General features: G+C 64.6%; 12 protein-coding genes. 3 read left to right on the top strand and 9 right to left on the bottom strand.

Annotation, left to right across the window (positions count from 1 at the left end; genetic code table 11):
- Positions 1 to 63: 63 nt before the first annotated feature.
- Together JANGC3_RS0126830 and JANGC3_RS0126825 are read right to left on the bottom strand one after the other, a co-directional pair.
- Positions 64 to 2,241 (bottom strand): FUSC family protein, encoded by a 2,178-nt coding sequence (locus JANGC3_RS0126830; protein WP_017879587.1) that lies wholly within the window; start codon positions 2,239 to 2,241, stop codon positions 64 to 66.
- A gap of 95 nt (positions 2,242 to 2,336) precedes the next feature.
- Entirely contained in the window at positions 2,337 to 4,025 is a 1,689-nt protein-coding gene (locus JANGC3_RS0126825) for a M14 family zinc carboxypeptidase (RefSeq protein WP_017879586.1), read from the bottom strand.
- A 147-nt stretch (positions 4,026 to 4,172) separates the two neighbouring features.
- On the opposite strand from JANGC3_RS0126825, the gene JANGC3_RS0126820 reads away from it, so the two are divergent.
- Positions 4,173 to 4,397 carry a hypothetical protein gene (locus JANGC3_RS0126820; RefSeq protein ID WP_017879585.1) on the top strand — a complete coding sequence of 75 codons (225 nt, stop codon included), beginning with the start codon at positions 4,173 to 4,175 and terminating at the stop codon, positions 4,395 to 4,397.
- A 49-nt stretch (positions 4,398 to 4,446) separates the two neighbouring features.
- Here the strand turns inward: JANGC3_RS0126820 and JANGC3_RS0126815 are convergent, their stop codons facing one another.
- From JANGC3_RS0126815 to purB, 6 genes are all read right to left on the bottom strand, one after another.
- Entirely contained in the window at positions 4,447 to 6,600 is a 2,154-nt protein-coding gene (locus JANGC3_RS0126815) for a S46 family peptidase (protein ID WP_017879584.1), read from the bottom strand.
- 216 nt (positions 6,601 to 6,816) lie between these two features.
- Positions 6,817 to 7,086: a GlsB/YeaQ/YmgE family stress response membrane protein gene (locus JANGC3_RS0126810; RefSeq protein ID WP_017879583.1), complete on the bottom strand. Its 270-nt coding sequence runs from the start codon at positions 7,084 to 7,086 to the stop codon at positions 6,817 to 6,819.
- 227 nt (positions 7,087 to 7,313) lie between these two features.
- Positions 7,314 to 7,886, bottom strand: a complete 573-nt coding sequence (locus JANGC3_RS0126805; RefSeq protein WP_017879582.1) for a YceI family protein — start codon at positions 7,884 to 7,886, stop codon at positions 7,314 to 7,316.
- 32 nt (positions 7,887 to 7,918) lie between these two features.
- Positions 7,919 to 8,476, bottom strand: coding sequence for a YceI family protein (locus tag JANGC3_RS0126800; RefSeq protein ID WP_017879581.1), 558 nt, complete (start codon positions 8,474 to 8,476; stop codon positions 7,919 to 7,921).
- Positions 8,477 to 8,496: 20 nt separating this feature from the next.
- The gene (locus JANGC3_RS0126795; protein ID WP_017879580.1) at positions 8,497 to 9,021 is read right to left on the bottom strand and encodes a cytochrome b; all 525 of its coding nucleotides are present in this window, start codon (positions 9,019 to 9,021) and stop codon (positions 8,497 to 8,499) included.
- Between the two features lie 254 nt (positions 9,022 to 9,275).
- Entirely contained in the window at positions 9,276 to 10,655 is a 1,380-nt protein-coding gene (gene purB, locus JANGC3_RS0126790) for an adenylosuccinate lyase (protein WP_017879579.1), read from the bottom strand.
- Positions 10,656 to 10,896: 241 nt separating this feature from the next.
- On the opposite strand from purB, the gene JANGC3_RS0126785 reads away from it, so the two are divergent.
- A complete protein-coding gene (locus JANGC3_RS0126785) occupies positions 10,897 to 11,511 on the top strand; it encodes a glutathione S-transferase N-terminal domain-containing protein (RefSeq protein ID WP_017879578.1) in 615 nt (204 codons plus the stop codon).
- An 86-nt stretch (positions 11,512 to 11,597) separates the two neighbouring features.
- On the top strand, positions 11,598 to 12,632 hold the full coding sequence (locus tag JANGC3_RS0126780) for a LacI family DNA-binding transcriptional regulator (RefSeq protein ID WP_017879577.1): 1,035 nt from the start codon (positions 11,598 to 11,600) through the stop codon (positions 12,630 to 12,632).
- Here JANGC3_RS0126780 and blaOXA read toward each other — a convergent pair.
- Positions 12,629 to 13,411 (bottom strand): class D beta-lactamase, encoded by a 783-nt coding sequence (blaOXA, locus tag JANGC3_RS34385; RefSeq protein ID WP_442789077.1) that lies wholly within the window; start codon positions 13,409 to 13,411, stop codon positions 12,629 to 12,631. The two genes, JANGC3_RS0126780 and blaOXA, sit on opposite strands and share 4 nt — an antisense overlap.
- Positions 13,412 to 13,420 lie beyond the last annotated feature (9 nt).

Genomic DNA, 13,420 nt, shown 5'->3' with positions numbered 1-13,420 from the left:
TGACTCGGGCTTTCATTATAGTGCCGCCCGCCAATTGCCGCATGGCAGCCGCAGCCGGCCCCGCTACGCCGCTTGGACAATGGCGGCGCTGTGCACGATGATTTTATCAGCGTCCGCCTGCAGCAGGCGGATGCGGCGCTGCACCGGCGGCCAGCCGGACCAGCCGGACCAGCCGGCGTCGTCGGCCCGCGCCAGCGGCGAGCTTCCCGGCGCGGCAGGGGCAGGCGCCGGCGCCGGCGCTGCCGTCGGCGCGGTCGGGGCCGCCAAGGCGGACGATAGCGTCCGGCAAACCGCGCCGTGGCTGCGCGCCAGCATGGCGTTGACGGCTTCCCGCGGCAAGGCCTTGGCGTGGCGCAACAGAATCGAGCGCAGCGCCGCCACGTGGGCCACCAGCAAGTAGTTTTGCACGATGAACAGGTTGATGTCCTCCACCGAGCGGCGCTTGCCGGCCGGCTCGTCGAGCATGCGCACCAGCGCCGAACTGAGCGCCGCCAGGCTGTCCATCAGGCGTTTGCGTTCGATACGGTAGGGGAAGTCGTTGCTGCCCTTGCCTTGCAGCAGCGCGAAGCTCGCCTCCATATAGCGCAGGTTGGCGTCGAGCACCTGGCGGATCAGGCGCGGCAGGCTTTGGTATTCCCAGCTGGCCAGCACGAAGCTGAAGACGGTCGCCACCGCCGCGCCGATGAAGGTGTCGACCAGGCGTTCGGTGATCAGGTTGGTGTTGCTCGGCGCCACCAAGTGCATTTGCAGCAGGATCATGATGCTGACGGCGATGGCGGCGTAGCGGTAGCGCAGGTAGATGAAGGTCGGCGTCGCCACCGTCGCCAGGAACAGGACCGCCAGGATCACCACCGGGGTGTCGAACCATGTGATGACGATCGCCGTCAGCACGCAGCCGACGATGGTGCCGATGATGCGGTCGCCGCGGCGCTGTTTGGTCATGCTGAAGGTCGGGCGCACGATGATGATGATGGTCAACACGATCCAGTAGCTGTGGGCGGCGTAGGGCAGCGCGGCGCCGACCAGCAGGCCGGCCGAGATCGCCATCGCCACGCGCAGCGCGAAGCGGAACACCGGCGAGTCCAGGCGCAGGTTGGCCAGCAGCATGGACAGCTCGTATTTTTGCTGCGACAGGAAGGGCGCCATGTCGGCGCCGCTCCAGAACGGCGTGTCAGCGTAGACCTTTTGGCTGGCCAGGTGCAGCTCGCCGATCTTGGCCAGGATCGCGCGGATCTTGTTGCGCTGCGCGCGCAGCACCGCCAGCGCGTCGCGGGTCGCCTCGCCGGCGGCGCCGCGGCGCTGCAGCTCTTGCAATTGCGATTCGATTATCTGCCACTCGGGCGCGTAGTCGACGCCCGCGTATGAGGCGCGCTTGCGGGTGAGCGCATAGGCCACCGCCTCGATGTCGCGGGCGGCCTTGAAGGCCAGGTTGCGCAGTGCCACCAGCACCTCGAAATCGGCCAGGTGGGCGCGCAACTCGGCGTAGTCGGTGTGGGTCGAGAGCACCATTTCATACAGGTCGAGCATGCACACGTGCACCTGCACGACGATGGCGTCCTTGCGGTTTTGGTGGCTGCGCAGGATCAGGTCGCGCGAGGCTTGCTGGCGGTCGGCCAGCACGCTCTGCTGGCGTACCAGCTTGTTGAACTGCTCGGCCAGGTTGTAGCGGGTGTCGTAAAAGTCGGCCTTGACGTCGAGGTAGGCGGCCAGCTCGAACAGCGCCTCGGCCAGCACCTGCTGCTTGATGCGGTGGCGCAGGAACCACGACACCGCCATCGCGTACGCCAAGTAGACCAGGCCGCCGAGCAGGAACAGGCCGGCGTTGATGAAGGACTGGCGCGGCGTGATGACGTGCTCCATCGACATGGTCATGATGAACAGCGCGGCCAGTTGCAGCGGCATCGATTTTTTGCCGTAGACCACCATCATGCTGGCCAGGAAACTGATCAGCACCAGCATCGTCAGCAGCAGCCAGGGGATCGGCCCGCTCAGGCTGACCAGCAGGGTCACGACGCTGCACAGCAGGATCGAGGCCGTCATTTCGTTGAGCTTGTGGCCCAGCGGGCTGGGCATGTCCATCAGCGCCGTGCACAGCGCGCCTATGCACACCGCCATCGCGGTGGCGCTGTCGCTCAGTTGCAGCGTGACGAGGGTGATGGCGATCAGGCCGACGCCGAAGCGCAGCCCGAGGTGGAAATAGTGGCTATACAAAAACGTGCGCGGATGGAGGGCGTAATGCATAACGGTATACCTTGATGGCGGGCGCGGGATCGCCGCGGCCGGGAAAAGACGCGCCGCGGCCGGTCGGCCGCGGCTGGCGCGTGGTGGCCGGCCTGTCAGACGATGGACAACACCGGGTAGCGGCGCCATTCCGGCTCGGCGAAGCGCTGGCAATGCTCGAAGATGAAATGCAGCACCTTGTCCTGGTCGGCCAGCAGTTCCGGGTGGTCGGCTTTCCACTGGGCGAAGCTGGCCGCCAGCGCCGGCTCGTCGCGCAGCAACTCGGCCGCCAAGTCCTCGAACACGTAGTCGGAAAACGCTTCCTTTTTCTCCAGCACGCTGTTGAAGAAGCCCCAGCGGAAGAAGCTGTCGTGGGCTTGCGGCTCCAGCGTTTCAACGGCGTAGCGGGCGTTCGGCTGGCGCAGCGGAATGTAGTAGTCGCCCGGGCGCAGTTGCACGCTGGCGTGGCGGGTTTCCAGCAGCATATCGTCGTGGAACATGTGGCCTTCGTAGGCTTGCGCGCGCGACGTGACCGATTGGATGTGGTAGTACCGCGCCTCCACCGTCGTGGCCGCCTCTATGCGGCTCATCTCGACGCCGTTCCATTGCAGCCGTTCGATCACCTGGCGCCAGGCCTGCGGCACCACGTAGGCGCTGGGCGCGCGCACCACGACGTCGGCGACGAAGTTGTTGTAGTAGGCGATCGGCCGTTCCCACGGTTCGCTGCGGTCGTAGGACAGGCGGGTGTAGTTGCCCAGCACGCTGGGCGCGTACTTGGCGGCGTAGCCCTTGAACAGGAAGGTCGAGGGATTGCCCTCGTCCATTTTCCAGCTGACCGGCCAGTCGCTGCGTTGCGCCGCCTGCGCGCGCGCGTCGCCGCGCAGGCGGCCGATCTGCGCGCCGTGCGCCACCGTGAAGGCCAGCGTCACCTCGACCAGCGCGCGCATCGACGCGTAGCGGTCGGCGAAGGGCTTCAGCATGTGGGTTTCCGGCATGAAGCCGATCACATGGTGCAGCGCCGCGAAGCCGGTCGAAAAGCGCGGCGTTTCCAGGAATTCGGCGATGCCATGGTCCGGGCTGTCCTTGACCGGGTTGACGTAGGGGCAGGTCGGCCAGCCGCTGCGCTCCATCTGGCTAAAGATGTGCGGCAGCATGGTGTGGCGCAGGAAATCGCCCAGCGCGCCGCCCAGCTTGTCGGCCTGGGTGTGGATCAAGGTCATCGTGTACGGGTAGTCGGCGCCGTTGGAGGTGTGGGTGTCGACCATCACGTCCGGGTCCCAGCTGGCGATGAGCTGGTTGAACACCTTCGCGTTCAGGCTGTCGCACTTGACAAAGTCGCGGTTCAGGTCGAGGTGGCGGCTGTTGCCGCGGAAGCCGAACTGCTCCGGGCCGTCCTGGTTCACGCGCGAGGTGTCGGCGCGGTTCAGGCAGCCGTCGACGTTGTAGATCGGGATAAACAGCAGCACCGTGCGGCCCAGCGCGGCCAGGCGCGCCGGCTCGACGCACAGGTCGCGCACCAGCGCCATGCAGGCGTCGACGCCCTCCGGCTCGCCCGGGTGGATGCCGTTGTTGTTGAAAAAAACAGGGCGGCCTTCGCGCTTGATCTGCTCGCGCTGGAACACGCCGTCGGCGCTGACCACGCCGGCGTGGATCGGCACGCCCGAGTCGGACACGCCGATCTGTTCGAAGCGCAGCACCTGCGGAAAGCGGGTCGCCAGCTCCTTGTAAAAATTGATGCATTCCAGCCAGGTCGTGGTCTGGTTCTTGTTACCGAGTTCGTAGGTCGTGCGGATGTCTGCGTGCATAGCTGTCTGGGGTGAGAGTGCTAGGACGGCGCGCTGGATAAGGGGCCGTCGAGGAGGCAATTGTAGCATCGACCTTGACGCGCTTCATGGGTCCGGCGGGCGGCCCGTGCTATGACTGGCTTGTGGCGAAAATACAGGGGGGACGCAATGAAAAAAGCCCAGATCGTGGACTTGTTTGGCAGGATCTTGTTGGTGGTATTGCTGGTGCTGGCGCTGCTGGCCGTCGACATGGCATTCGCCTGGGCCGCGCCGGCGTACAGGGAGGGGGAGTGCCGCCCAGTTAGCGGGCCGGCAACGCTGAACAGCAAGCAAAGTCAACGAGCCGGCGCCAAGGCGAAAAGGTCGGACCTTCAGGTCCGACCCCAGGGTTAGGCCCTTGGTTTGAATGCAGTCAACGACGATACCGCCTAAGCGAACCGAATTACTCGGCGCCCATTTCCTTGAGCAAATTATCGGCCTTGTCGATGTGCTTCATGTTCCACAACATGTAGCGCAGGTCGACCTGGATCGAGCGGGTGTTGACCTTGTTGTAGTCCCAATCCGAGATGATCGAATCGAGCGTGCCGTCGAAGGCCAGGCCGATGAACTCGCCCTTGGCGTTCAGCGCGGCCGAACCGGAGTTGCCGCCGGTAATGTCCAGCGTCGCCAGGTAGTCGACCGGCACGGTTTTCAGCTTGGCGTCGGTGTACTTGCCGAAGTCCTTGGCCTTGATCGCCGCCAATTGCGCCGCCGGGGCGTTGAACTCGCCGGTGCCGGTGGCTTTCGCGGTGATGCCGTTGACGGTGGTGAAGGCGTTCCAGCTGGTGCCGTCGGCGCCGCGTTCGCGCGCGGCGATACGCCCGAACGTCACGCGCAGCGTGCTGTTGGCGTCGGGGTAGACGGCTTGGCCCTTGCTCTTCATGTAGGCGATTTTCGCTTTCATGTAGTTGGCGTAGGCTTGCTGGATGTTGCCGCCCAGCTCTTCGTCTTCCGCTTCCAGTTTCAGGCTCGCGTCGTACATCGCCACGGCGGCCTGGATGAAGCGGTCCTTGCTGGCCTTGAAGTCTTCCGGCTTGCGTTCCAGCCATGCCGCGCGCTCTTCCTTGTCGTCCAGCTTGCTGCCGGCGTACAAGGCGTCGACGGCGGCGCTCAGTTCGGCCGGCGTCATGCCGTCCTTGACGCCGATGGCGGCGTCGAAGTGGGCGCGGCGCTGGCCGGCGGGCAGCGCCGCGTATTTGCCCAGGCTGTGCATGACCAGGGCCTTGTCGACTTTTTCGTCGTAGCTGCGCTCGACGGCGGCGACGCTGGCTTTCAGGCGCGGCAAATCGCGCACCTGGTAGCCGGCTTTGCGTTCGGCGTCCGGCTTGGTCGATTCATTGGCCAGGCGGTACATCATGCGCGCCGTGCCGAGCAGTTTCGGCTGCGCGTAGTTGAGCACGAAGTCGCGCTTGTTGTCGGCGTCGCGCTCGGCGATCAGCTTCTCGATCCGCTCGATGTCGGCGGCGAATTCCTTCTTGCGCGCCGGCGTGGCGTTGACCCAGGCTTTCAGCTCCTCGTGTTCCTTGGTCTTGCGCGCCAGGAAGTCGCTGCCGGCGTAGGAATCGAGCATGCCCTGGCGGTTCTTGTAGTAATTGTTGATGTTGGCGACCTGGGCCGCGTACTTCAGCGCGCTGTCGGCGTTGTCCTTGGTTTCGCGCGCGATGATCGCCAGGTTTTCGCCGGACGTCTTGACGAAGGCCGGGTAGGCCCAGTCGAAGGTGTACGCCACTTCCGACGGCAGGCGGTGGCGGTTGGTGCGGCCCGGATAGCCCAGCGCCATCACAAAGTCGCCTTCCTTGACGCCTTCCTTGGCCAGCTTCAGCGACAGCTTCGGCAGGTAGGGCACGTTGTCCTTGCTGAAGTCGGCGGCCTTGCCGTCCTTGCTGACGTAGGCGCGGTAGAAGCCGTAGTCGCCGGTGTGGCGCGGCCACATCCAGTTGTCGGTGTCGCCGCCGAACTTGCCCACGCCGGCCGGTGGCGCGTGCACCAGGCGCACGTCGCGAATTTCCAATTGCTTGATCAGGTAGAACTCCAGGCCGCCGTAGTAGGCCGACACGGTGCAGCGGTGGCCCTCGTCTTTTTCACACTCGGCGACAATGCTCTTCTGGTGCTTTTCAATGGCGTCGCTGCGCTGCTTGCCGGTCAGTTTGGCGACGTCGGCGGTAATGACCTTGTCGCTGACGTTGCTGACGTCCTTGGTAACGAAAATCCGGCTGCCCGGGCGCGCCGGCACTTCGTCGGCAAGCGTCTTGGCCAGGAAACCGTTGGCCAGCAAGTCGTTGTCCTTGGTCGAATTGTGCGCCACGCTGTCGTAGACGCAGTGGTGGTTGGTGGCGACCAGGCCTTGCGGCGAGACGAACGAGGCCGAGCAGCCGCCCAGGCTGACGATTGCGCCCATCGGGAATTCGGTCAATTTGGTCAGCGCGGCCGGGTCCAGCTTCAGGCCGGCGGCTTTCAATTGCTTGGCTACTTGTGGCAGCTGTTGCGGCATCCACATGCCTTCGTCGGCATAGGCGGCGTTGCTCAGGATGGCAAGCGTAATGAGTGTCTTTTTCATTCGAGTTTTTATCTTATGAATATGAGGGGCGGATAAGAGGGTTGCGCCCAGTGGTGTGATCAGCGGGCGACCTAGAGTATCCTTGCCGTTCTCGCAATAGTCAATAAAAAAAGAGCGAAAAAAAACGTACAAAAAACACGGGGCCGGACCCTAGGATCCGACCCCGGCATTGGCCTCGCCTGTTTTTCCAGGCAGGCCGACTCCGTCCGGCTGAGACTAGCGTACCTTGCCGCGCTTGAACAGATTGACGATCGCCAGCAGGACGATGGCGCCCAGCAGCGACACGAACAAGGACACCAGGCTGAAGTCGTCGGCGTTAATGGTGCCGGCGCCGAACAGCGGCGACAACAACCAGCCGCCCAGGAATGCGCCGACGATGCCGACCACGATGTTGAGAAATATGCCTTGTTGGGCATCGGTTTTCATAATCATGCTGGCCAGCCAGCCGAGAATGCCGCCAATTACAATCCAAATGATGAAGTTCATACTGTTCCTCCCGGGCGATTGATGGGTTCAACCGGCAGAAGGCCCGCCGGTGAGCAAATTCTAGGGATGGCCGGGCGTCGCGTCAGTGCGGCATCGAACATTTGACGAACCTTAGCATTGATATAGCGCAGAACGGGTTCCGGCGCGGCTATCTTATAACGCAAACAGCCCCTTTTTCCACCGCTTCGGCGGAAAAAGGGGCTGCAAAAACCGGCTGTAACGCGGTTTTAGTCGGCCTTGATGGCCTCGACCTGGATCGCCAGCTTGACTTCCGGCGCGAATGCCGGCGTTCCGTAGTTCAGGCCGAAGTCGGTACGCTTGAACTCGGCCGAGGCGTCGGCGCCGCACACTTCGCGCTTCAGGCGCGGATGCATGATGCAGCGGAACTTGTTGACGCTCAGCGTCACCGGCTTGGTCACGCCCAGCATGGTCAGCTCGCCGTCGACCGACACCAGCTTGTCGCCGTTAAACTTGAGCGCGGTGCTCTTGTAGCTGACGTCGGGGTATTTCTCAACGTTGAACATGTCGGGCGATTTGGCGTGGCTGGTCATTTTGTCGAAGCCGAAATCGATCGAGGCGGCGTCGATGGTGATGTCGAGCGCGCCACCGTTCTTGGCGGCGCGGTCCAGCGTGACCGTGCCCTTGGTCTTGCCGAACTTGCCGCGCCAGACCGACAGGCCCATGTGGTCGGCCTCGAAGCTCGGGTAGGTGTGGGTCGGATCGATGTTGTAGGTGTCGGCGGCGAAGGCCGAGGTGGCGCCGGCGGCCAGCAGTGCTACGACCAAGTGCTGAAGTTTCATGCGGGTCCTTTGTGGGGGGGGCGGTTAGATAATCAAGGTGCTGCGGTAACGTGGAACTTGATGGTCACTTCGTCGGCAACCATGCCGGTGTCTTTCCATTCGCCTTCGCCGATGTTGAAGGCGAGGCGCTTGATCGGCAATGCGCCTTCAAACACTTGCTTGCCGGCTTCGGTTTTGACCGTCAGCGGGAAGGTGACGTCGGCCGTCTTGCCCTTGATGCTCAGCTTGCCGGTGACGTTCAGCTTGCCCGCGCCGGCCGGTTTGATGCCGCTCGAGACGAAGCTGGCCTTGGGGAACTGGGCAGAATTGAACCACTCCTTCTTGGCCACTTCCTTGTTCATGTCCGCTTCGCCCAAGTCGAGGCTGGCGGTGTCGATGTCGACCGTTGCCTTGGCCGCGTCCGGCGTGGCCGGGTTGTAGTCGATGGCGATGTTGAATTTCTTGAACTTCGCTTCGACCGGCACGTTCATCTGCTTGAACACGGCCGAGACGCCGCTTTTGGCCGGGTCGGTTTTCAGCAGCGTGGCGGCGCCGGCGGCCAGGGACAGGCCGAGCAGGGAGGCGAGGAGGAGGCGTTGGGTAATTTTCATGGGGTTCCTGTTAGTGAGTGTTATGGCAGCATGCGCTTCAACACGCCATCCCGGTCGATGAAATGGTGCTTCAAGGCCGCCAACGCGTGGGCCAGTACCGCGGCCGCCATGGTCATGGTCAAAATATAGTGAACTTCTTTTAAGATGGGCTTAAGCTCCGGATTCGGGGCGATCAGCACCGGCAGCTCGACCAGGCCCAGGTAGACCACCGGGAAGCCGGCCGCCAGGGTGTAGAAGTAGCCGGACAGCGGCACCGCGAACATCAGGATGTAGAGCGCCACGTGCATGCCGTCGGCGGCTTTTTTCTGCCACACGGCCATGCTGGCGGGGTGCGGCGGCGGCACGTTGGCGCGGCGCCACAACAGGCGCAGGGCGGCCAGGCCGAGCACGGTTACGCCCAGCCATTTATGCCAGGAGAAGTATTTGAGTTTGGTCGGGGTGATGCCGGGCATGTCCGTCATGATCAGGCCCAGGCCGAAGGCGGCGATGATCAGCAGGGCGATCAGCCAATGCAGGAGCATGGCGGTGTGGGTGTAGCGTTGCATTGGCGGCTTTCTGGAATATAGTACGTATTAGAACTAATACTACCAAAGAAAAGCAATCTGCGCTTGTTGCTGGGAAACTACTGCGGGACTCGGAACGGCGTTCAGTTAGCGCGTCGTGGGCCGGATGCGGGGGCCGCCGAGGCGAACGCGTCATCCGACGATGTAGGCCGAAGCGAGCCGCGCCGCTCCAAGCCAACATTGTCGGGTTACGCCCGATGGGCTAACCCGACCCACGCAAACCGCGCGAGAACGGATTAAATCGCGCGCGCCAGTTGCGCGGCGATGCCGATGTAGTTCGACGGCGTCATCGCCAGCAGCAGGTCTTTGGCTTCCTGCGGAATGGCCAGGCCGTTGACGAACTCTTGCAGCGCGTCCTTCGAGATGCCTTTGCCGCGCGTCAGTTCCTTCAACTGCTCGTACGGGTTGGCGATGCCGTAGCGGCGCATCACCGTTTGCACCGGCTCGGCCAGCACTTCCCAGGTCGCGTCGAGGTCTTGCTGCATGCGCGCGTGGTTCACTTCCAGCTTGTTCAGGCCGCGCAGGCAGCTGTCGTACGCCAGCAAGGTATAACCCAGGCCGACGCCGATGTTGCGCAGCACGGTCGAATCGGTCAGGTCGCGCTGCATGCGCGACACCGGCAGCTTCTCGGACAGGTGCTTGAGCACGGCGTTGGCCAGGCCCAGGTTGCCTTCGGAGTTTTCGAAGTCGATCGGGTTGACCTTGTGCGGCATGGTCGACGAGCCAATTTCTCCGGCCTTGGTTTTTTGCTTGAAGTAGCCCAGCGAGACGTAGCTCCAGATGTCGCGGTTCAAGTCGAGCAGGATGGTGTTGGCGCGGGCGAAGGCGTCGAACAGTTCGGCCATGTAGTCGTGCGGCTCGATCTGGATGGTGTACGGGTTGAAGCTCAGGCCGAGGCGCTGCTCGATCACTTCCTTCGAAAACGCCGGCCAGTCGAAGTCGGGGTAGGCCGACAGGTGGGCGTTGTAGTTGCCGACCGCGCCGTTCATCTTGCCCAGGATTTCCACCTCGGCGATGCGCTTGACGGCGCGTTGCAGGCGGGCGACGACGTTGGCCATTTCCTTGCCCAGCGTGGTCGGGCTGGCGGCCTGGCCGTGGGTGCGCGCCAGCAGCGCGACGTCGGCGTTGGCGTGCGCCAGTTCGGTCAGGCGCGCCACCAGGGCTTGCAGCGCCGGCAGCATGACGCCGTCGCGCGAGGCTTTCAACATCATGCCGTGCGAGGTGTTGTTGATGTCTTCCGAGGTGCAGGCGAAGTGGATGAACTCGGAGGCCGCGACCAGTTCCGGCACGTCCTGGACCTGCTCCTTGAGCCAGTACTCGACCGCCTTGACGTCGTGGTTGGTGACCGCTTCGATGGCCTTGATGCGGGCCGCGTCGGCTTCGCTGAAGTCGGCCGCCATGTTGTCGAGCAGCGCAGTGGCTTCGGCCGAAAACGGCTTGATTTCGGCGAAACCGGCCTGCGACAGCGCCTGCAGCCACGAAATCTCCACTTTCACGCGGTGGTGCATGAAACCCGCTTCGGACAGGATGGGGCGCAGCTGGTCGGTCTTGCTGGCGTAACGGCCATCCAGCGGCGACAGGGCAGACAGCGTGGAGTAGGGAGTAGTAGAGGTCATGGGAGCGGACGCAAGTTAGGTAAAAGGTGGTCGTGTGGACGGCCGGGCCGGGCCCGATGCTGGCGGGGCGGGCGGCGCGGCGGGCCTGCAAAGCAGGATTTTACCATTGGAAAGGGGCGCAAACCCGCATCGGCTCAGGAAGAGACCGCCCCGCCCGTCTGCGTCCGTCTGCGTCCCTATCCCGCGCCGGGGCGCCGGTGCCGATGCTATACTCTTATTCAATCTCCTACTTTAAGCATCTATGAAACTGATCGGTTCCCTCGCCAGCCCTTATGTCCGCAAAGTCCGTATCGTGTTGGCGGAGAAAAAGCTCGACTGCGTGTTCGAGCTGGAAAACGTCTGGGTCCCGGAGACCAAGATCCAGCAGTCCAATCCGCTCGGCAAGGTGCCCTGCCTGATCATGGAAGACGGCAGCGCGATGATCGACTCGCGCGTCATCGTCGAATACCTCGACACGCTCACGCCGGTGTGCAAGCTGTTGCCGCCGCTCGGCAACAGCCGCTCGCGCGCCGACATCAAGTGCTGGGAGGCGCTGGCCGACGGCGTGCTCGACGCCGGCGTGCTGGCGCGCCTGGAGCGCACCCAGCGCCCGCCCGAGCTGCAAAGCGAGGCCTGGGTTGAGCGCCAGATGGGCAAGGTGCACCAGGGCCTGGCGGCGCTGTCGCTGCGCCTCGGCGAGGGCGTCTACTGCGCCGGCATCCACTACTCGCTGGCCGACGTCGCCGTCGGCTGCGCGCTGGGCTGGCTCAGCTTCCGTTTCCCGGAAATCGATTGGCGCGGCGCCCACCCGAACCTGGCCAAGCTGTACGACAAGCTGGCCGAACGCGCCTCCTTCAAGGACACCGTGCCGCAATAAGCGCGGCGCCGGCCTGTGCCTCAACACGACGTCGTGGAAACGCCGCGCCGCCCATCCGAGGCGGCGTTTTGCATCGGGAAGCACGCATGAACCAGACCCCCAACGACAAGGCGCGGCAGCGCCTGCAGATGGCCGACATCGCGCGCCTGGCCGGCGTGTCGACGTCGACCGTGTCGCGCGCGCTCAGCGGCAGCACGCTGGTCAACGACGAGACCCGCACCCGCATCCTCGAACTGGCGCGCTCGCTCAACTATTCAATCAACATCGGCGCGCAAAACCTGCGCATGAAGCAGAACCGCACCGTCGGCGTGGTGGTGCCGTACGACTCGCAGACCCGGCAGCACCTGTCCGACCCCTTCTTCCTGAGCATGCTGGGCAGCCTGGCCGACGCCCTCACCGAGCAGGGCTTCGACATGCTGCTGTCGCGGGTCGACGCCGAAACGCTGGACACGGCGGCGCAGCCGTTCGACAGCGGCCGGGTCATCGGCATCATCCTGATCGGCCAATGGCGCCACCACGAGCAGCTCAACCAGCTGGCGGCGCGGCGGGTGCCGATCGTCGTCTGGGGCGCGCAACTGCCGCGGCAGTTGTACTGCACCATCGGCAGCGACAACGTCGCCGGCGGCCGGCTGGCGACCGACCACCTGGTGGCGCGCGGGCGCCGCCGCATCGCCTTTTTCGGCGACGCGCTGTTGCCCGAGGTGGCGCAGCGCCACCGCGGCTATTGCGAGGCGCTGGCGGCGGCCGGCATCGAGGCCGACCCGCGGTTGCAGGTGCCGGCGTCGTTCCTGCCGCAGGGCGGCGGCGAGGCGGTGGCCGAACTGCTGCGCCGCGGCGCGCCGTTCGACGCGGTGTTCGCCTGCAGCGACTTGCTGGCCATGGCGGCGATCAACGCGCTGCGCCAGCACGGCCTGCGCATTCCCGAGGACGTCGCCGTGGTCGGCTACGACGACATCGAATTGTCGAGCTACTTCCACCCGCCGCTGAGCACCGTGCGCCAGCCCATCCGCGCGGCCGGGCGGGCGCTGGTGGCGGCGCTGCTGGCGCTGGTCGACGGCGCCGCCGGCGAATCGCGCCAGCTCGCCACCGAGCTGGTGGTGCGCGCCACCAGCGCCGCTTAAAGCGCGTCCAGGCGCGCCGGCAGGTCGCGCAGGAACGCCGCCTTGGCGCGCGGCCCGGCCGCGCCGGTTTGCCGCTGTGGGTCCTGCGCCAGCCGGGCGAAGACAATCGTGCGTCCGTCCTTTTTGGCCCAGCCGACAAACCAGCCGTATTGGTGCGCCTCGTCGTCCCTGCCGTCGGGCAGGACCGGCGACGCGGTGCCGGTTTTGCCGTGGACTTCCCAGCCATTTGCCAGGGTATCGGACTGCATGATGCGCAACGTCATGTCGTAGGCTTTCGCCGTCAGCGGCAGCTCGCGGTTCACCACGTTCCTCAGGAAAGCCACCTGTTCGACCGGCGATATTTTGAGGCTGGAACTGACCCATGACAGGGTCAGGCCGTTGTCCTTGCCGGCGTCGCCGGCGACATCGTGGTTGCCATAGTGGAAGTCCTTGACGTAGCGCTGGAAGCGCGCCGCGCCAAGTTGCAACGTGACTTGCTGGGCGTACCACAAGACCGAATTTTTGAGCCAGCTGGTCGGGTCGGTCGCGGCGCGCCATGACGGGTTCCAGTTGACATAGCCTGCGCGGTACGGCAACTTCGGCGTGTGCTCGTCGCGCAGGATGCCGCTGTCGTAGCCCATCAGGCTAACGGGGATATTGAACGTCGACGCCGGGGTGACGCGCTGCTCGCACTGGCCTTCGTGGACCAGCCGCTCGCCGCTGGCGGCGTCAACCAGTTCGGTGCAGCTGATCGTGCCCTGCGGCGTCGCGGGGGTGAACGGCCACAGCGCTTTGTCCAGCGCCGGGCC

Source organism: Janthinobacterium sp. CG3 (assembly GCF_000344615.1).
In the GTDB taxonomy this organism is placed as follows: Bacteria; Pseudomonadota; Gammaproteobacteria; order Burkholderiales; family Burkholderiaceae_D; genus Janthinobacterium.
Note: the sequence above shows the minus strand (reverse complement) of the source record. Positions and strands in the feature narration are given on the sequence as shown.

Coding starts and splice junctions, on each gene's coding strand:
- purB (WP_017879579.1), bottom strand. CDS start 10,655: ATGACCTCTACTACTCCCTACTCCACGCTGTCTGCCCTGTCGCCGCTG.
- JANGC3_RS0126785 (WP_017879578.1), top strand. CDS start 10,897: ATGAAACTGATCGGTTCCCTCGCCAGCCCTTATGTCCGCAAAGTCCGT.
- JANGC3_RS0126815 (WP_017879584.1), bottom strand. CDS start 6,600: ATGAAAAAGACACTCATTACGCTTGCCATCCTGAGCAACGCCGCCTAT.
- JANGC3_RS0126825 (WP_017879586.1), bottom strand. CDS start 4,025: ATGCACGCAGACATCCGCACGACCTACGAACTCGGTAACAAGAACCAG.
- JANGC3_RS0126830 (WP_017879587.1), bottom strand. CDS start 2,241: ATGCATTACGCCCTCCATCCGCGCACGTTTTTGTATAGCCACTATTTC.
- JANGC3_RS0126800 (WP_017879581.1), bottom strand. CDS start 8,476: ATGAAAATTACCCAACGCCTCCTCCTCGCCTCCCTGCTCGGCCTGTCC.
- JANGC3_RS0126780 (WP_017879577.1), top strand. CDS start 11,598: ATGAACCAGACCCCCAACGACAAGGCGCGGCAGCGCCTGCAGATGGCC.
- JANGC3_RS0126820 (WP_017879585.1), top strand. CDS start 4,173: ATGAAAAAAGCCCAGATCGTGGACTTGTTTGGCAGGATCTTGTTGGTG.
- JANGC3_RS0126805 (WP_017879582.1), bottom strand. CDS start 7,886: ATGAAACTTCAGCACTTGGTCGTAGCACTGCTGGCCGCCGGCGCCACC.
- JANGC3_RS0126795 (WP_017879580.1), bottom strand. CDS start 9,021: ATGCAACGCTACACCCACACCGCCATGCTCCTGCATTGGCTGATCGCC.
- JANGC3_RS0126810 (WP_017879583.1), bottom strand. CDS start 7,086: ATGAACTTCATCATTTGGATTGTAATTGGCGGCATTCTCGGCTGGCTG.